Source organism: Sinorhizobium sp. 7-81 (assembly GCF_030124405.1).
GTDB lineage: Bacteria > Pseudomonadota > Alphaproteobacteria > Rhizobiales > Rhizobiaceae > Sinorhizobium > Sinorhizobium psoraleae.
On record NZ_JASKLT010000004.1, the window covers coordinates 256,647 to 273,043 of the forward strand.

Genomic DNA, 16,397 nt, shown 5'->3' on the forward strand with positions numbered 1-16,397 from the left:
CTTCTCCCCGCCCGCGGGGAGAAGGTGCCGGCAGGCGGATGAGGGGCTTAGAAACTCACCCTATTTCACCGCGAGCAGTCTCCAGCAAATGCGCCCGCAGTCGCTCGCGTCGGGCCTCGGGCTCGAGCAACACGCAACTGTCGCAATAGCTGCCGCCGTCGGTGCGGTAGTAAAGGCAGCACCCGCCGCGCATCCTGTAGGTCCGCGACAGATCGTTCCCGCACGCCGCTGCGACTTCGATCTTCTCGTAGCAAAGCGCCTCGGAGTTGAGCGGGGACCCGACGCGCTTGACGATCGCCAGCGCCTGCGCGATCACCTCCGCCTCCATTCCGCGCCGTCGTCCGGCTTCGAGAAAGGCACCTGCCATACTGTCGGCAGCAAGCCGCCATTGCGCGCGCGCCGACAAGCCGCAGCGCCGCTTCACGAGTGCGATGATCGGCTTCAGATGAGCGACAAAGAGATCGTGAAAAAGCTCGTTGGCATCGTCGGGCGCGCAGCCGGCGACTTCCTTCAATGCCATACAAAAACGAAAACGCCCAGCCTCGACGGCACCCGCCTCGAGCGGACGCGCATAATGTTCGAAGCGCAAATGCTTCACGTCCGGAACGAGACCGCTGCAGAGATAGATGGCTGCAGCCGCGAGGCTGAGTTGATGACTATAGAAGGCGATGAGATGCGCCGCCCGCACCTTGTTGTCCATGCCGGTGGCGAAGCGCTCCTGATAGGCGAGACAGGTCTCCACATCGGGCGATCCCTCGGCCCAGAACGCCGACGGCAGCCGCATGTCCTCGTCCGGCGTGAGCGAGCAGGCAACCTCGGGAAACGCGGCCTCGAGCCACGCGATGGCGGCCCTCGCCTTCCCCTCGCCGGCGGCGTCTCCCATCTCCCGCTTCCGCGCATTCTCCATCCCGTCTCCGTCGCGATCAGATTCGCGGGCCACCCGCCGACAGCCAGCCACCCTCGAAGCCGGCCCGGCGCAGTCCGCGGCCGAAGGCCGGGATGCCGCGTGTGATATCCCAGAGCAATCCGCTTCTCCAGTTCTCGATCATCATGACGGACAGGCCCTGGTCAAGTCCCACGACCCTGTCATCGACCCAACCCTCGGCGCCCGCGCCCGGCAGGCTTGGATTGAAGCCGCCGGGAAGGCGGTCTTCGCTGAGCAGCGCCGGATAACGGGAAAGCAGATGGCTGATGCCGCCAAGGCCTGCCTCCGGTTCGAAGGGCAGGCAAGCGAGCGGCGCCCAGGGAACGAGCGTCCCGTCGTCGGCTCCGAAAGGCGCGCCGCGCGCCGCGTAGCCGAGCATCCGCTGCCAACGGCCGTCACGAAGCCGCAACCGGCCCTTCGGCGCGTGGCAGGCGCTGAAACCCCAGAGATCGCGGCAATAGCCGGCGAAGGCGCCGGGGTTTTCCTCTGCATGCGCCCGCTGGAGCGCGATCGCCCGACGGGTGTTCTCAAAATAATCGCTCGCGGTCTTGCGCATCTCGGCATCGCGAAGGGCTCGAAAATCGATCCATGCATGGGGAAAAAGGTGGATGAAGAGCGCACCCGCGTGAAGATGCCGGCCGCCATCGATTGGTAGCCATTCATGAGCAGCGGTGAAAGCGTCGTAGTTTTCGGGCGCAATTGCGTGGCGCGGTGCGGCGAGCGCCAGCACGTAGAGCAACAGTGCTTCGCTATATCCGCGCCAGCGGTGCCGCAGGAAACGACCGGGCGGACGCCAACCCATCGTCAGCGTGTCGCCGCGATTGAGTGCCCATGCCCAGTCCGCTCGCTCAAAGAGCCGTTCGGAAAGGCTGCGGATCTCCATCTCGTCCCGCCCGCGCTCCGAGAAATAGGCGGCTGCCGTCAGCATGCCGGCAAAAAACAGAGCGCTGTCGATGGTCGAAAGCTCGCTGCTCCAGGTGCGCTCGCCGGTGCGCATATCCAGGAAATGATAGTAGAGGCCGCGATATCCGGTGGCGCGTGTATCGCTTGCCTGCCTGCTGATCGCGAGAAAACGCAAGACCGTCAGCACGCGACGGGCGGCCTCAGCGTGGGCGATCCAGCCGCGTTCAACCGCGACAGGGTAACAGGCGAGGGCGAAGCCTGTCGCGGCGATGCTTGACGGCGATCCTGCGCGCGACGTGTCCGCGACGAGACCCGTCCCGGCATCGGAATATCGAAGAAAATAACCAAAGCCAGCGCGTTGCAGCCGGTCGATCCGCGTATTGTCCGTTTCGAAGGTGAATTGAAGCATCCCAAGTCCCGTCTGACGCGCTTTCTCGCGGAGATCGCTCAACGTGTTCGCGCCGACTGCGTCAGCGATATCTAACGCTCTGAAGCCCCGTACATGCACCCGCGAATAATACCCGTTCAAGGGCAAAATCGGGCGATGTTCGGCTTTCGACCTGCAGGCAAGGACATCGGCGATCACCGAATATTGTAGAGCGGATCGTTCGCAACGGTCGCACAGCCGCAATCCTGTGCTACATTCTCCGAGATGCCTTGATTTTGGCGTGATGCAATCCAAGCATCACTGATGTGATCAATTTTTTTGAAGTGCAGGGTGCGGGCAGACCACCTTACATTTTTCCGCATCCAGCCACGAAGTGACCACGCAATAGGTTGATGCGATGTTGAGCACGTTGGCATTGATCCTGGCCCTCAGTGGGAGCCCGATTCAATCGGCCGCCATGCCGGCGGACGTCGATGTGGAACTGGTACTGGCCGTCGACATGTCCGGATCGATGGACATGGAAGAGGCTCGGGTGCAGCGGTCCGGCTATCTGCAGGCGCTGCGGCATCCGGACTTCATCAACGCGGTCAAGGGCGGCCTGCTCGGGCGTATCGCGATCGGCTACTTCGAGTGGGCGGGACTTGTGAACGAGCAGTCGGTGGTCACCTGGCAAGTGATCGACGATGCAGGCGACGCCGAAGCTTTCGCGGCGAAGGTCGAGGCCCGCCCGATCGGCACGCGCCGCGGCACGTCGATTTCCAATGCCATCCTGTTCGGCACGAGCCTGATCGATTCCAACGCCTTTTCCGGCGCACGCCGGGTAATCGATATTTCCGGTGACGGCCCGAACAATACCGGCCCGCCGGTCACGCCCGCCCGCGATGGGGCGGTTGGCCGCGGCATCATCGTCAACGGGCTTGCGATCCTCATCCGCCCGTCTGTCTCGACCGGACCGCTCGACCAGTATTATTCGGAATGCGTCATCGGCGGACCCGGATCTTTCGTGCTGCCGGTGCATGAACCGGAGGATTTCGCGATTGCGATCCGCCAGAAGCTGATCCTCGAAGTGAGCGGGCTCACTCCACCGCCCGCCCTTCACCTGGCCGCAACCGCGCCCGGCACCGATTGCCTGATCGGCGAGAAGCTCCGACCGGGATTTCTCGACCGGATCTATCCGGAGCTCGACCGATAGACAGTGCCGCGGGTCACTGAATTGACATCACTGCCTTCCTTATTCGCTGCCAGGCATGAGCGCGGAGACGCCGCCGTCGACGAAAAGGGTCGTGCCGTCGATGAAGTCGGAATCGGCGGAGACCAGAAACAGGATGGCGCGGGCGAGATCATCCGGAACACCGGGCCGGTCTCGCAGGTTGACGACGGGTCGGTTCGGATCGAACGTATCCTTGCCGACCGGCGAGCCGATCTTGTTCGGCACCACGCAGTTAACCCGGATCTTGTGCTTGGCGAGCTGGATCGCCAGAGAGCGCGAGAGATTGGTGACACCCGCCTTGGCCGCCGTGTAGGCAACGGCACGCGGACGGCCGTAGAAGCCCGAGGTCGAGCCGACATTGACGATGTTGCCGCCATGGCCCTGCACCACCATCTGCTGGGCGAAATATTTGCTCATCAGAAATGTGCCGGTCAGCGTCACCGCAATCACCCGGTCCCATTCCTTCTTCGTGACGTCCAGAATGTGCTTGTTGTCGCTGATGGCGACATTGTTGACGAGGATATCCACCTTGCCGAAGCGGTCGGCCACGCCTCTGACGAGCGAAATGACGCCTTCTTCGTCGGCAACGTTGGCGAGAAACACCTCAGCCGTGCCGCCCGCCACGCGGATCTCCTCCGCGACACGTCCGGCGCGCTCGGCGTCGATATCGGTCACGGCGATGCTCGCGCCTTCCCTTGCCAAAAGCTTCGCCGTAGCCTCGCCGATATTCCGGCCGGCGCCGGTGACGACGGCTACTTGATCGATCAGTTTCATTCTGTCCTACCGTTCTTTGGTGTGGAGTGATCCGGCCGGTCGCTGAGGACCGGCCAGGAGACTAGAGCTTGTTGTCCGGCCGCCAGCGGTCGAAGCGGCGCTCGATCATCCTGAGTATGTTGGTGAGAGCGACGCCGGCGGCCGCGATCAGAATGATGCCGAACATGACCCGGTCGGTCTGGAAGGTGGCGCCGGCGACGGAGATGAGATAGCCGACGCCCGCCTGTGCCGAGTACATCTCGCCCACCACGATGCCGATCAGCGCGTGGCCAAGGCCGAGGCGCAGGCCCGTTAGCAGGAAAGGAACGGCCGCCGGGAAAGCGACGGTCAGGAACATCTGCCGGTCGTTCGCACCGAAGGAACGGGCCACCTTGATGTAGTCGCGCTCGACGGTCTGCACGCCGGCGGTCGTGTTGATGAGAATCGGGAACACGGAGCTCAGAAAGATGATCGCGAACTTCGAGCCGAGACCGATGCCGAACCAAATCATGATCAGCGGCAGGAGCGCAATGCGCGGGGTCGCGTAGAGCGCCGAGATGATCGGATCGAGTGCCGCGTTGAAGCGACGATACCAGCCCATCAGAATGCCGAGCGGGACGCCGACGACGATCGCCAGTCCATAGCCGACCAGCAGTTCCAGTCCGCTGATGGCGAGGTGCGGATAGATGCTGCCGTCGGCGAACATCGCATAGCCTGTTGCGATGATGCGGCTCGGCGAACTGGTGAAGAGCGGATTGACGATATCGAGGCGGACGACCGCCTCCCAAAGCAGGAGCGCCATGATCATGGTGAAACCGCCCAGCAAGGCGTTCTCGTGGCGCACCAGGAACTCGTAGACGGCGAATTCCGACTTGCGCTGCCTTGGGATTTCTTGTTCTTCGGTAACGGACGTCATCTCTCGCTCCCTCAATGAACGCGCAGAAGGCCCATGCGGGCACTTTCCTCTTCGATCAGCCGCCAGATATGGCGAAAGATCTCCATGAAGCGCGGCGTATGCTTCAGATCGAGCGTGCGCTCCTTCGGCAGGTCGATCTCGACGATTTCCTTCACCTTCGCCGGGCGCGCCGAAAACACGACGACACGGTTGGAGAGGAAGATCGCCTCGTCGATCTGGTGGGTAATGAACACGCCGGTTTTCTGGGCCCGGTCGAGAATGCGCAGCAATTCGAACTGCATGAACTCGCGCGTCTGCGCGTCGAGCGCCGCGAAGGGCTCGTCCAGCAGCAGCAACTCCGGATCGACGGCCAGCGCCCTTGCAATGTTGACGCGCTGGCGCATGCCGCCCGAGAGTTCGCTCGGATAGCTGTCCTCGAAGCCGGCGAGCCCGACAAGCTCGACGAACTTGCGCGCCCGTGCGGCAATCTCCTCCTTGCCGAAAATCTTCTGGATCTCCAGGCCGTAGGCGACGTTGCGCTGGACCGTACGCCAGGGAAAGAGCGAATCCTGCTGGAAGACGAGGCCGCGATCCGGCCCCGGTTTCGTCACCTCCCGTTCGTCGATCAGGATTCTGCCGCCATCGATCGAGACGAGGCCGTCGACGGCGGCGAGAAAGGTCGATTTCCCGCAGCCGCTCGGGCCGACGATGCTGACGAGTTCACCCTCGTTGACGCTGAAGTCGATGCCGTCGAGTACACTCAGATCGCGCTTGGTGCGATCGTTATAATAGTTCAGCCTGACGCTGTCGGCCTTCAGCTTGACCGGCGTTGCCTGCAACATGGGTTCTCCTCCCGCCTTGTTCGCAGTTTCAATCGAGCGCTTTGAAGAAGCCTTCGCTGTCGAGCGCATCGAGCGTGCTTGTGTCGACGATCGCTTCCGGCTTCACGGAGGCGGCAGCCGGCAGCGTTTTTGAAAGCTCGGCCAGAACGGCAGCCACGCCCGGCATCGACGGACGCAGGTCCTGCGGGAACACCTTCTCCGAATAGAAGCGGAACGCCTGCTCTACCGACGGCCCCTTCTCTAGCTTCAGGAAAGATGCCGTCACCTCCATCGCGTCCTGCGGGTTGGCGCGGAAGCCGTGGAGGCCCTCGCCCATCGCCATGAAGAAACGTTTGAGGACGTCGGGGTGCTCGGAAAGGTAGTTCCGTGAGGTCACATAGGCAGTGTTCGGATAGTCCTTGACGATCTCGGTCACGTCCACGAGCATCTTCGAGCCGGCATCGACCATCTCCTGCGTGCGCGGATATTGTGACATCAACCCCTGCACCTGGCGGGTTTCAAAGGCAGCCGCCCGCGTGCCCTCGCCGCCAAGCTGCAGAATATTGACGTCCGACGGCTCGAGTCCGAGCGATTTCAGCGCGAACTTGACGGCGGTATCCGTCGACGAACCGAGCTTGCTGATAGCGATACTCTTGCCACGCAGCTGGTCGGCATTCTGAATTGAGGCATCGACGACGAGCTGGAACGGCAGTTTGTTGGCCATGCTGCCGATGATGACGACGTCGGCACCGGCAACGGCGGCGGCAATCGACGGGGTGTAGCCGTTCTGGGCGATATCGATCGAACCGCCGACGAGCGCCTGGGTAAGCACGGACCCGCCCTCGACATAAACGAGGTTGACGTCCAGCCCATGCTTCTTGAAGAGGCCCTTGGCAAGCGTGTACTGGATCGGCGCGCTCGTCATGGTGAAGCCGTCATAGGCGACGTTCACCTTTGTAAGGGTTTCTTCCGCCGCTGCCGGCGAGATGACGCCGGCAAGCAGGCTCAACCCCGCTGCACAAACAACTTTCAATAGATTTCTCATGCTCTCCTCCACAGTTGGCTCGCCCTCACCCGGCTCTCCTCCAAGCTTCGGGTTGAGGGCAACAGTTTGAATCACCGCATGTTTCGAAACACGCGGCAGTCTTAGCTAAGCAGGCTCTGCATTCGTTCCCTGTTCATCGACTTCATGAGCTGGTCGACGAGGCCGTTAAGCGGCAAGGGCAGTTTGACGCTCTGAGCGAGGTCGAGGGCGACGTCCATGTCCTTCTCCGCCCATTTGCCGGTGCTCTTGCCCCAGCGCGACAGCGACCAGTTGGCACCGGAAGAGTGCGTCAGCGCGGAGACCAGCGTCGGCACATCGGCACCGAGTTGCTTCGCGAGGCTGAGCGCCTCGAAGTTCGCGCAGATGCACGCCCACAACAGCATGTTGTTGGCTGTCTTGGCGATCTGGCCGGTGCCGCTCGGTCCGATATGCAGGATGTTGCCGCCGAAGGCAGAGAGCACGGGGCGCGCCTTCTCGAGCCATTTCGCCTTGCCGCCGACGAAGACCGTCAGCGTGCCGTTGTCGGCCGCTTCTTGGCCAAGCACCACCGGCGTGTCGAGAACGCCGATACCCTTCTCGGCCGCCTCCCGCTCGAGCTGCCGGCAGGTGTCTGGCGCGATCGAACTCGCAATACAGATGACCGATCCCGGTGCCAGAGATGCGAGAAGTCCGCCCTCGCCGATCACGTCGACGACTTGTTTGTCGGTCTGGACCATGACGACGACGACGTCGGCGCCGCTGCCGACCTCGGCGATATCCGCCCTGGTCGGAATGCCGATCGCCTGCGACTTGGCCGTCGCTTCGACCGAGATGTCATAGCCGGCAACGCTGAAGCCCTTCTCCTTCAGGTGTCGGGCCATCTGGTGGCCCATGGCGCCGAGGCCGATTACGCCAGCGGTCGGTTTTGTGTTTACAATTCCATCCATTGTCTTCCTCCTGATCTCGCTTCAAGCCGCCCCGGCCTTCGACCGCGCCGCTCGCAGTCGCTGTGTCGCCTCCCCGTCGAGGCGCGGACCCTTCGGCCCCGCCACCAACACCACGCCATAGTCGCGCCCCGCCGCCTCGACCGAGACATACCCTTCCCTGACGTCGGCAAGCACCGATGCCGGATCGCGCGTCAGCGGATCGCCGTAACCGCCACCGCCCGGCGTTTCGAGTTCGAACACGTCACCGGCCTTAAGCGGATAGTCGGCGTAGCGCGAAGGCAGGCGCTTCCAGCTATCCTCATCCGGATTGATCCTGATATCGCCGGTCCGGCCCGGCAGGCCGTCGGCATAGCCTTCGGCGGGAATGACGTGCTTGGTCGAGCGGATGGAAAAACGCGCATCAGCGAGATTCAGATATTTGCGCCGGATACCGAGGCCGCCGCGAAACTTGCCCGCTCCACCCGAGTCGCGGATCAATTCAAAGGCAAGCAGCCGGGTCGGGAACTCGCTCTCGATGATCTCCACCGGCGCGATCTTGGCATTGCTCTGGTTGACCGTCGTTCCCGAGGCCCCATCGCGTGTCGAGCGCGCGCCCGCTCCGCCACCGACGATCTCGTACTGCACGTAGCTGCTGCCGGTGTTGGTGCCGCGGCCGCCGAGGATGATCGAGCGGCTGCCGCAGCCATCGGCTCGTGAACGTTCCGGCACCAGTTGCCCGAGCGCCGCGAAGATCGCGTCGACGACCGCGTGCACCGTCGGATTGTAGGTGTTCACCGGCGCCGGATAACGCGGGTTCAGCACACTTGACGACCGCGTCTCGACTGTAAAGGCGCGCAAGATGCCGCTGGTGATGAAGATATTCGGATCGACCAGCGAGATCAGCGCATAGGCGCAGGCCGCCTGGACGAGCGGCGGGCGGATGTTCGCCGGCCCTCGCGTCTGATCGGCCGAGCCGGTGAAGTCGAAGCGGATGGCGTCGCCTGTTTTTTCCACCCGGACATGGATACGCACCGGCTTCGACAGCTCGACGCCGTCGTCGTCGACATAGCGCTCCGCCTCGAAGACGCCGTCCTTCCACGTCTTGATGATCGCCCTCATCCGCCGCTCGGCGATGCTGCCCAATTCATCGAAGGCCGCAACGCATTTGGCCAAGCCGAACTTTTCCAGAAGGGCGGCAAGCCGGCGCTCGCCAAGCCGCGCGGAGCCCAACTGGCCGCGAATATCGCCGAGCACCAATTCCGGCGTGCGGCTGTTGGCGGCAATGATCCGCTCGACGTCGCCGAAGGGCAGGAAATTGCGCTGATAGCGCACCGGCGGCAGCTGCAGGCCTTCGTTGAAGACTTCACGCGCCTGGCCGGAGCAACTGCCTGGCACCGGTCCACCGATGTCGCCCTTGTGCGCGATGCTGGCGCAGAAGGCGACCAACGTGTCCTCGAAGAAGAGCGGCGTGATCACCGCCATGTCCGGCGCATGCGGGCTGCCGCCCTCGTAGGGGTCGTTGATTAAGAACGCGTCGCCGGGCGCGATGTCGCCGGCAAAGGCGTGCAGCACGGCTTGCGTGCACGCCGGGAAAGCACCGATATGCAGCGGCAGGACCACATGCTGGGCGATGACCGCCGCATTGGCGTCGAGCAATGCGCAGGAAGCATCCTGCGATTCCCGGATGATGGTTGAAAAGCCGGTGCGGAACAGCGAGTTCTGCATTTCCTGCACGATGCCGCCGAGGCTCGCGCGGATCACTTCAAGTTCGACGGCAGTGGGCCTGCCAAGCGAAGCGCTACGCTGCAGCATCACGCGACCTCCGTTACGATGAGATTCTTGAATTCGTCGACCCGAACCTGCTGGCCCGGCAGGATGACGGTCGTGCAATCGAACTGTTCCACGACGGCCGGCCCGGCGAAGACGAGTCCGACGTCGAGACGCTCGCGCTGGTAGACGGCGCAATCGAGATTCTCGCCGTCGAAGCGGACCGGACGGCGGCCGAGAAAGGCGTCGGCAAGCGTTCCGCCGCTTGGGCGGTAGCGCTTGGCGTCGACCGGCGGCACGAGGCCGACGGCCTTGACCCGGTAGGAGACGATCTCCACGAATTCGCCCGACGCCTTGTGGCCGAACATCACTTCATGCGCGGCATCGAAGGCGCTGCGCACGGCATCGACATCCGTGGCATCGGCCAGCGCACCGATCGGAACGGTCAGTTCATACCCCTGCCCGGCATATCGGAGATCGAGAGCCCGCTCGATGCGGATGCGGTCCGCCGGGAAGCCTTCCTCTGCCAGATCGGCAAGCGCCTGCCCTTCCATGCCGGCGAAAATTGCGTTGAGTTCGCTAGCCGAGGCGCCGTCGAGCGGTGTCAGCCGTGAGCGCACATAGTCATGCGTGACATCCGACATCACCAGGCCCATGGCCGAGAAGACGCCGGCATGCAGCGGCACGACGAGACCGGCCATGCCGAGCTCGCGGGCGATGCGGGCGGCATGGAGCGGGCCGGCGCCGCCGAAGGGCAATAGCATGAAATCGCGCAGGTCGTGGCCGCGCATCGTCGAGATGGCCTTGATCGCCTCCTCCATCTTGACGTTGATGATCCGGACAATGCCCTCGGCCGCTTCCAGCACATCCATGCCGAGCGGGCCGGCCACATGGGTTTCCACGGCAAGGCGCGCTTTCTGCGCATCGAGGCGCATCTTGCCGCCGAGGAAGTTTTCTTCCGAAAGATAGCCGAGCAGCAGGTTGCAGTCGGTGATCGTTGGTTTGGTGCCGCCGAGGCTGTAGCACGCGGGGCCTGGAATAGCGCCGGCACTTTCCGGCCCGACCTGGAGGACGCTGAAGCGGTCGACTTCGGCGATTGTACCGCCGCCGGCGCTGACCGTATTGATGTCCATCATTGGCATTGCGATGTCGCGGCCCTCGACCTTGCCGCGGTTGGCGATCACCGGGGCGCCGTTCTTGATCAGCGCCACGTCGCAGGATGTGCCGCCCATGTCGAAGGTGACGATGTCGTGGTAACCGGTCGAGCGTGCCATCGCGACGCTCGCGGTCACGCCACCAGCGGGACCGGAAAGCACGGTGGTGACGCCTTTCTTCGCCGTTGCCTCGAATGTCGCCATGCCGCCGTTCGACTGCATGATGTATTTCTGCGGCGTCTTCACGCCCGCCGCTTCCAGCCGCTCGGCGAGCCGGGCGATGTAGCGGGCAAGCACCGGCTGCAGGTAGGCATTGATCACCGTCGTGCTCAGGCGGTGATATTCGCGGATCTGCGGCACGATTTCCGACGAAAGCGATACCTCGCAGTCCGGCAGCTCCTCGCAGACGATCTCGCGAATCCGCTCCTCGTGGCGCGGGTAGAGGAAGGAGAAGAGCAGGCAGACGGCGACGGATTCGACGCCCCGACCGCGGAGTTCGGCAAGCGTCTCGCGAAGCGCGGCTTCGTCGAGTTCGGCAAGGACGCTGCCGTCGTGGACCACCCGCTCCAGGACTTCGCCGGTCAGCGACGGCAGCACGATCGGCTCAGGCTTTTCATAGAGGATATCGAAGATCGCCGGCCCATGCGGACGCGCCTGTTCGCCGACTTCGTAGATACCGCGAAAACCTTTGGTCACCAGAAGTCCGGTCTTCGCTCCTTTACCCTCCAGGAGCGCGTTCGTCCCGACCGTCGTACCATGGCAGAAATAGCTCACTTCGTCCGGACGCACGCCGCGCCCGAGGAGAATATCGATCCCGGAAAGGATTGCCCGCGACGGGTCGTCCGGCGTCGATGGAACCTTGGAAATAGACGTCTCTCCCGTTGTTTCGTCGAGATAGACAAAGTCCGAAAACGTCCCGCCGGTGTCGACGGTCACGCGATAGCCTCCCATGCGGTGCCTCCCTGATGCGCTCCATGCGGCCTGGTATCCAGGCCGCCCGGCGCTCTCTCCTGACCGCGCCGGATTTGATATAGGACAAGCCTAGTGGCGCGTAGACGGCCTGTCCAAGACCGTTGAAAGCGGCGAGCTATAAGTTTTTCGCTATGGCTGAATGAGGCCGCAGGGTGTCAGGAAGACGTTCCGGCGCTGTCGAAACGCGGATCGACGATGATCGCGTAAGGCGCCGAGGCGCGGCAAATGTAACGAACCACGTCCTTGAGGAACGGTCCGATGATTTCGTCTTCCAGAAGCGAGCGCTCCTCGCGCCGGCTCACCATGTAAAGCGTGCGGCTCGGCACGGGACGCTCTATCCTGCGGATGGCGAAGATGCCGCGGCTCACGCCGTCGGCGACGCTGCCATAGGGCAGAAGGCTGGCGCCACCCTCGGCGATGCGCGCGCGGATCGCTGGCACTGACTGCATGTCGGAAACGATGCGCGGTTCGAGCGACAGGCGCTGGGCCATGCGGCGGACAAGCGTGACGATGCCACGTTCACCGGCAAAGAAGAGCTCCTCTTGAAGGGCATCGGCAAAGCTGATCGGGCTGTCATCTACAGCGTTGGCGCGCGCGGTCACGAACAGCAGTTCGTCCTCGATCACCGCCTCCCGCACCAGTCCCGGACGCCCGTCGACGTCATAGGCAAAAGCAAGGTCGATCTCCTTGCGCTCAAGCGCAGCGATCAGCGCGAAGCTCAGCTCCTCCACCAGTTTCAGCGATGTCGCAGGCAGCTTTGTACCCGCCGCGATCAGCACGTCGGCGCCGACAAGGCGCATGTGGCTTGGCGTCAAGCCGATGACGAAAGGCCGCGGTGCCGGGTTGCCGGCGGCAGACCGCACGTCCTCAAGCGTGCGCTCCAGGAACCGCTCAAGTTCGTTGTAGCGTTCGTAGAGCACCTCGCCCGCCTTCGTCGGCACAACCCCGCGCGAATGCCGCTCGAAAAGGCTAACGCCGATCTCGCTTTCGAGGTCGCGAATCTGAATGCTGATCGCCGTCTGGGCAAGCTTCAGCCGGGACGCGGCGTGCGAGATGCCGCCGGTTTTGACCACCATCGCGAAATAGCGCAGCTGCCGAAGGTTTATGGCTGAGCCTCCTCACGTCGACGCGGCAGCACCCTGCCGATCACGTTGCCGTAAGGCCCCATCCTCTCGGCAAGTCGGCCAATCATCCTGTCGAGAAGGGCCAGCAACGCCGCTTCGTGAATGAAAGACGGCGCATCCGACATGCGGTTCAGGAAGAGTGTCCGCCTGAGGGACGGCTGGCGGATCGGACAGGCGACGATCAGCCCCTGCTGGATTTCCTCCGCCACCACCCCGTAGGGCACGACGCTGGTGGCCGCTCCCCGCGCGACCAGCGTCTTGATCGCCGGCATCGACTGCACCTCGAAGGCGACGTTTACAGGAAGCCCTTGCCGGCCCGCCGCGTCGTGGATCAGCCGCCACACGATATCGCGGTCGCTGACGAGCGCCAGGTCGGTGCGGATCGCCTCCTCGAACGGGATCGAATCTCCGAGCACACGGGAACCGGCGCCGGCGACGAAAAGCAGTTCCTCCTCGATGAGCGCGGTCGCCGCAAGCCCCGGACGGTTCTGGAATTCGTAGGCGAACGCGATGTCGAGTTCACCACGCAGCAGCGCGTCGATCAGGATGAAGCTTAGCTCCTCGACGACGCGGAAGGAAATTCCCGGGATCTCCTCACGGGCGGCAAGAAGGAGCTCCGGCCCGATCAGCGCCTGAGTGCTGGGCGTGACGCCGAGATTGACCACCTCTCGCCTCGCCGCCCCACGCGCCATCACGTCCCGACGTGCCTCTTCGACGGAACCGAGGATCGCAAGCGCGTGCCGGTGCAGAACCTCACCTGGCTCCGTCAGCGAGATGCCACGCGAATGGCGCACGAGAAGCCGGACGCCGAGCGATTCTTCCAGGTGCCTGATCTGCTGGCCGAGCGCCGTCTGTGCGACATTCATGCTCTCCGACGCCCGGGTAATATTCCCGGTCTCGACCACCTTCACGAAATAACGAAGCTGCCTGAGATTAATGGTCTCCTCCCAAATCCATGGCCGCCGCAATGCTATCGCCCGCGGTGCCGAGCACGCAATGGCGTTTTCTCTCCAACAAGTCGACTTACAGCCACGGTCGGTCAAGCCCGTACGGATCTCATGCAGCGACGATGCGGAGTCGTTCGCTCCAGTCGGCGACATGAGCACAAGGAAAGGGCCGACACATTTGGGGAAGACGTTTCGCCAAAACAGCAGCGTGCGAAGACACAAACTGCTGCCCTTTCGCATCCACATCGAAGATCAGAAGCTCGAACTCGTCGGCCTCAACGATCCATGCCGACGTGCGTTGCACGCCAAGCGCTGCGGCATCCCCTCGTCGTCGTTCGCCACAGGCCACATTATCGACGACCAGCGGCAAACCGAAATTGCCGAGACGTCAAATCTGATCTTTGGTGACCTTCGGCGGGACCCGACCGGTATGGTGGACCGGATTGTCTTTTCCGGCTCCTTCCGTGGGCTTCTCGCGCCGCTCCGTCTGGCCACTCCTTGCCGGTGGCTGATCAGCATCTTCCGTGCCGGATTCTGCGGCCTGGTCGGGAAGCGGTTGGGGATCCACGTGCATCTCCTTGGCGTCAGGCTTCCACGTCGGAGACGGCATCGGCTGGTCGGTGAGGTCATCGTATTTGGGATCGCTCATCTTCCAAATCCTTTCTTTCGAGGTCTCAACCCATGGCACCCGTGAAGGTTCCTTCTTGTGACGAATGGGTTTGGTTACGAGAGGCCGAACAGCAGCGACTCGAAATGCCACGGCGCGCCAGAGGAACACGCTCGCGGCAAAGGGCCCGAGTGGCGAGCCAATCGGCTCACCCGAACGAATCGTTGATTTTAAGAGAGAATGGTGGGCCCGGAGGGACTCGAACCCCCAACCAAGCGGTTATGAGCCGCCGGCTCTAACCATTGAGCTACAGGCCCGTGCCGGTCATCCGCCGGTGACCGCGAACCAATGGTAATTCGCGGGTCGCAATGGCTCTAGCGGAAAACCTTTTTGACGACAACCCATTGCCGCAATGCCTACACAATCGATAAGCAAGAGTTCGGCATAAAACAACCGGAGAGAAATAACCATGCTTTCTACACGCATCGCCCGCACGGCTCATGTCGCTGCCATGGCCGCTGCCCTTGCCGGCGCCTTTGCGGCTACCGCTCTCGCGGATGACAGCAACGGCAACAAGGGGGGCGGCAATGGGCGTCCGGACGGCGTGCGGGGCCGGCAGGCGCTGATCAAGGTCTCCGGTGAGGGCCGCGCAACCGCAGCGCCCGACATGGCGATCGTGCAACTGAGCGTCGTCAAGGATGCCAAGACCGCGCGCGAGGCGCTCGACGCCAACAACAAGGCGATGGCGGAGGTGCTTGCGGCGCTGAAGCAAGGCGGCATTGCCGAGCGCGACCTGCAGACCAGCGGCTTCTCGATCAACCCGCAGTACCACTATCCGCAGAACAACGATGGCAGCAACCGCCCGCCGGAACTGATCGGTTATCAGGTCGTCAACGGTGTGACAGTCCGCGTGCGTGAGCTGAGCGAACTCGGCGAGGTCCTCGACAAATCCGTGACGCTCGGCGTCAACCAGGGCGGTGGCATCGAGTTCACCAGGGACAAGCCCGACGATGTCATCACCGAGGCCCGCAAGGCTGCCGTGGCCGATGCCATCGTGAAGGCGAAGGTGCTGGCCGAAGCCGCCGGCGTCTCGCTCGGCCGCCTGATCGAGATTTCGGAACAGGCCTCGCGCCCGGAACCGGTTCCGATGGTGCGCAGCATGGCCAAGGAATTCGCCGCCGATGCCGTTCCGATTGCGACCGGTGAAAACACCTACAACGTCACGGTCAACGTGACCTTCGCTATCGATCAGTGATGCAACCCCGGCTCGGCGCGGACTAAGGAATCCTCGCCGGCCCCGTTCGCCCGAGATTGAAAGCGCCAGGGCAATTCAGAATCTTACAGCGTCCTTTGCGCATCTGGCAAAACGTGCGGGGCTGTAGTTTCAAAGGGCTTTCGCGCGAAGACAACTGAAAGCCCCGGGCGAGTCGCTTCGCGCGGGGCTTTATCGAATCAGAAGCCCCTCACGAAGACCGTAAGGGGCTTGTTTCCGCCGGCCGGGGGAGACGAGACGGAAATCCGGCAGTTTACCAGCGGCCGATTACCGGGCATCCGCGCACATTGGCGAAGATGATTGCCTGGCGGTAACCATGGCGGCGACCCTCGACGACGACCTGGCGCCGCGCAACATTGGCGACATGGGCCCGGCGCAGACCGCGATCACGTGCCTTTTCGACGGCAAGCCACGGGTCACAACGGCCGCGGCGCTCACGGCCCCAGCGGGGGCGATCCCGGCGCCAGTCGTCGCGATCGTAGTCGCGGTACTGGACATCGACGCCGCGTGGCGAGCCAAACTCGAATATCAGCGATTCAGCGGAAGCCGTGGTGGCGGCACCCACAAGACCGGTCAACCCGATGACGGCGGCAACGGCGGCTTTGACGAGGAACTTTTTCATAGCTTTTCTCCGGTGTGGCGAAGGGTTCGAAATTGGCGATTACCGCTCTCGACCATTGAGCCAACCATAGACTGGATAAACTGAAC

At 63.2% G+C, this 16,397-nt stretch carries 16 protein-coding genes and 1 tRNA gene; 2 read left to right on the top strand and 15 right to left on the bottom strand.

The window, feature by feature from the left end:
• Positions 1 to 55 precede the first annotated feature (55 nt).
• Both QN224_RS17110 and QN224_RS17115 read right to left on the bottom strand, forming a co-directional pair.
• Entirely contained in the window at positions 56 to 907 is an 852-nt protein-coding gene (locus QN224_RS17110; protein ID WP_283977667.1) for a ferric iron reductase, read from the bottom strand.
• A 16-nt stretch (positions 908 to 923) separates the two neighbouring features.
• A complete protein-coding gene (locus tag QN224_RS17115; protein ID WP_283977668.1) occupies positions 924 to 2,237 on the bottom strand; it encodes a glucoamylase family protein in 1,314 nt (437 codons plus the stop codon).
• Positions 2,238 to 2,613: 376 nt separating this feature from the next.
• On the opposite strand from QN224_RS17115, the gene QN224_RS17120 reads away from it, so the two are divergent.
• Positions 2,614 to 3,408, top strand: a complete 795-nt coding sequence (locus tag QN224_RS17120; RefSeq protein ID WP_173509650.1) for a DUF1194 domain-containing protein — start codon at positions 2,614 to 2,616, stop codon at positions 3,406 to 3,408.
• 39 nt (positions 3,409 to 3,447) lie between these two features.
• Here the strand turns inward: QN224_RS17120 and QN224_RS17125 are convergent, their stop codons facing one another.
• The 12 genes from QN224_RS17125 to QN224_RS17180 form a co-directional block, all read right to left on the bottom strand.
• Positions 3,448 to 4,200: an SDR family NAD(P)-dependent oxidoreductase gene (locus QN224_RS17125; protein ID WP_283977669.1), complete on the bottom strand. Its 753-nt coding sequence runs from the start codon at positions 4,198 to 4,200 to the stop codon at positions 3,448 to 3,450.
• Between the two features lie 61 nt (positions 4,201 to 4,261).
• On the bottom strand, positions 4,262 to 5,095 hold the full coding sequence (locus QN224_RS17130; RefSeq protein WP_283977670.1) for an ABC transporter permease: 834 nt from the start codon (positions 5,093 to 5,095) through the stop codon (positions 4,262 to 4,264).
• Positions 5,096 to 5,106: 11 nt separating this feature from the next.
• On the bottom strand, positions 5,107 to 5,916 hold the full coding sequence (locus QN224_RS17135) for an ABC transporter ATP-binding protein (RefSeq protein WP_283977671.1): 810 nt from the start codon (positions 5,914 to 5,916) through the stop codon (positions 5,107 to 5,109).
• A 28-nt stretch (positions 5,917 to 5,944) separates the two neighbouring features.
• Positions 5,945 to 6,940, bottom strand: a complete 996-nt coding sequence (locus QN224_RS17140; RefSeq protein WP_283977672.1) for an ABC transporter substrate-binding protein — start codon at positions 6,938 to 6,940, stop codon at positions 5,945 to 5,947.
• 101 nt (positions 6,941 to 7,041) lie between these two features.
• Positions 7,042 to 7,866, bottom strand: a complete 825-nt coding sequence (locus tag QN224_RS17145; RefSeq protein WP_283977673.1) for an NAD(P)-dependent oxidoreductase — start codon at positions 7,864 to 7,866, stop codon at positions 7,042 to 7,044.
• Between the two features lie 21 nt (positions 7,867 to 7,887).
• Positions 7,888 to 9,657: a hydantoinase B/oxoprolinase family protein gene (locus QN224_RS17150; protein ID WP_283977674.1), complete on the bottom strand. Its 1,770-nt coding sequence runs from the start codon at positions 9,655 to 9,657 to the stop codon at positions 7,888 to 7,890.
• The gene (locus QN224_RS17155) at positions 9,657 to 11,717 is read right to left on the bottom strand and encodes a hydantoinase/oxoprolinase family protein (RefSeq protein ID WP_283977675.1); all 2,061 of its coding nucleotides are present in this window, start codon (positions 11,715 to 11,717) and stop codon (positions 9,657 to 9,659) included. The genes QN224_RS17150 and QN224_RS17155 overlap by 1 nt, the downstream gene beginning before the upstream one ends.
• A 176-nt stretch (positions 11,718 to 11,893) precedes the next feature.
• On the bottom strand, positions 11,894 to 12,844 hold the full coding sequence (locus tag QN224_RS17160) for a LysR family transcriptional regulator (RefSeq protein ID WP_336621118.1): 951 nt from the start codon (positions 12,842 to 12,844) through the stop codon (positions 11,894 to 11,896).
• Positions 12,841 to 13,962 carry a LysR substrate-binding domain-containing protein gene (locus QN224_RS17165; RefSeq protein WP_283977676.1) on the bottom strand — a complete coding sequence of 374 codons (1,122 nt, stop codon included), beginning with the start codon at positions 13,960 to 13,962 and terminating at the stop codon, positions 12,841 to 12,843. The genes QN224_RS17160 and QN224_RS17165 overlap by 4 nt, the downstream gene beginning before the upstream one ends.
• Positions 13,919 to 14,179, bottom strand: coding sequence for a hypothetical protein (locus tag QN224_RS17170; protein ID WP_283977808.1), 261 nt, complete (start codon positions 14,177 to 14,179; stop codon positions 13,919 to 13,921). Before QN224_RS17170 ends, QN224_RS17165 begins: the two co-directional genes overlap by 44 nt.
• 18 nt (positions 14,180 to 14,197) lie before the next feature.
• The gene (locus QN224_RS17175) at positions 14,198 to 14,458 is read right to left on the bottom strand and encodes a hypothetical protein (protein ID WP_269282112.1); all 261 of its coding nucleotides are present in this window, start codon (positions 14,456 to 14,458) and stop codon (positions 14,198 to 14,200) included.
• Positions 14,459 to 14,657: 199 nt separating this feature from the next.
• Positions 14,658 to 14,733, bottom strand: a tRNA-Ile gene (locus tag QN224_RS17180).
• A 152-nt stretch (positions 14,734 to 14,885) separates the two neighbouring features.
• On the opposite strand from QN224_RS17180, the gene QN224_RS17185 reads away from it, so the two are divergent.
• A complete protein-coding gene (locus QN224_RS17185) occupies positions 14,886 to 15,671 on the top strand; it encodes an SIMPL domain-containing protein (RefSeq protein ID WP_283977677.1) in 786 nt (261 codons plus the stop codon).
• A gap of 271 nt (positions 15,672 to 15,942) precedes the next feature.
• On the opposite strand, the gene QN224_RS17190 is transcribed toward QN224_RS17185, so the two are convergent.
• Positions 15,943 to 16,311, bottom strand: a complete 369-nt coding sequence (locus QN224_RS17190) for a hypothetical protein (RefSeq protein ID WP_283977678.1) — start codon at positions 16,309 to 16,311, stop codon at positions 15,943 to 15,945.
• Positions 16,312 to 16,397 lie beyond the last annotated feature (86 nt).

Bases quoted from the DNA above. Each gene is read 5' to 3' on its own strand.
- QN224_RS17155 (WP_283977675.1), bottom strand. From the start codon at position 11,717: ATGGGAGGCTATCGCGTGACCGTCGACACCGGCGGGACGTTTTCGGAC.
- QN224_RS17190 (WP_283977678.1), bottom strand. From the start codon at position 16,311: ATGAAAAAGTTCCTCGTCAAAGCCGCCGTTGCCGCCGTCATCGGGTTG.
- QN224_RS17150 (WP_283977674.1), bottom strand. From the start codon at position 9,657: ATGCTGCAGCGTAGCGCTTCGCTTGGCAGGCCCACTGCCGTCGAACTT.
- QN224_RS17115 (WP_283977668.1), bottom strand. From the start codon at position 2,237: ATGCTTCAATTCACCTTCGAAACGGACAATACGCGGATCGACCGGCTG.
- QN224_RS17140 (WP_283977672.1), bottom strand. From the start codon at position 6,940: ATGAGAAATCTATTGAAAGTTGTTTGTGCAGCGGGGTTGAGCCTGCTT.
- QN224_RS17130 (WP_283977670.1), bottom strand. From the start codon at position 5,095: ATGACGTCCGTTACCGAAGAACAAGAAATCCCAAGGCAGCGCAAGTCG.
- QN224_RS17135 (WP_283977671.1), bottom strand. From the start codon at position 5,916: ATGTTGCAGGCAACGCCGGTCAAGCTGAAGGCCGACAGCGTCAGGCTG.
- QN224_RS17185 (WP_283977677.1), top strand. From the start codon at position 14,886: ATGCTTTCTACACGCATCGCCCGCACGGCTCATGTCGCTGCCATGGCC.
- QN224_RS17120 (WP_173509650.1), top strand. From the start codon at position 2,614: ATGTTGAGCACGTTGGCATTGATCCTGGCCCTCAGTGGGAGCCCGATT.
- QN224_RS17165 (WP_283977676.1), bottom strand. From the start codon at position 13,962: ATGTCGCCGACTGGAGCGAACGACTCCGCATCGTCGCTGCATGAGATC.
- QN224_RS17145 (WP_283977673.1), bottom strand. From the start codon at position 7,866: ATGGATGGAATTGTAAACACAAAACCGACCGCTGGCGTAATCGGCCTC.
- QN224_RS17175 (WP_269282112.1), bottom strand. From the start codon at position 14,458: ATGAGCGATCCCAAATACGATGACCTCACCGACCAGCCGATGCCGTCT.
- QN224_RS17110 (WP_283977667.1), bottom strand. From the start codon at position 907: ATGGAGAATGCGCGGAAGCGGGAGATGGGAGACGCCGCCGGCGAGGGG.
- QN224_RS17125 (WP_283977669.1), bottom strand. From the start codon at position 4,200: ATGAAACTGATCGATCAAGTAGCCGTCGTCACCGGCGCCGGCCGGAAT.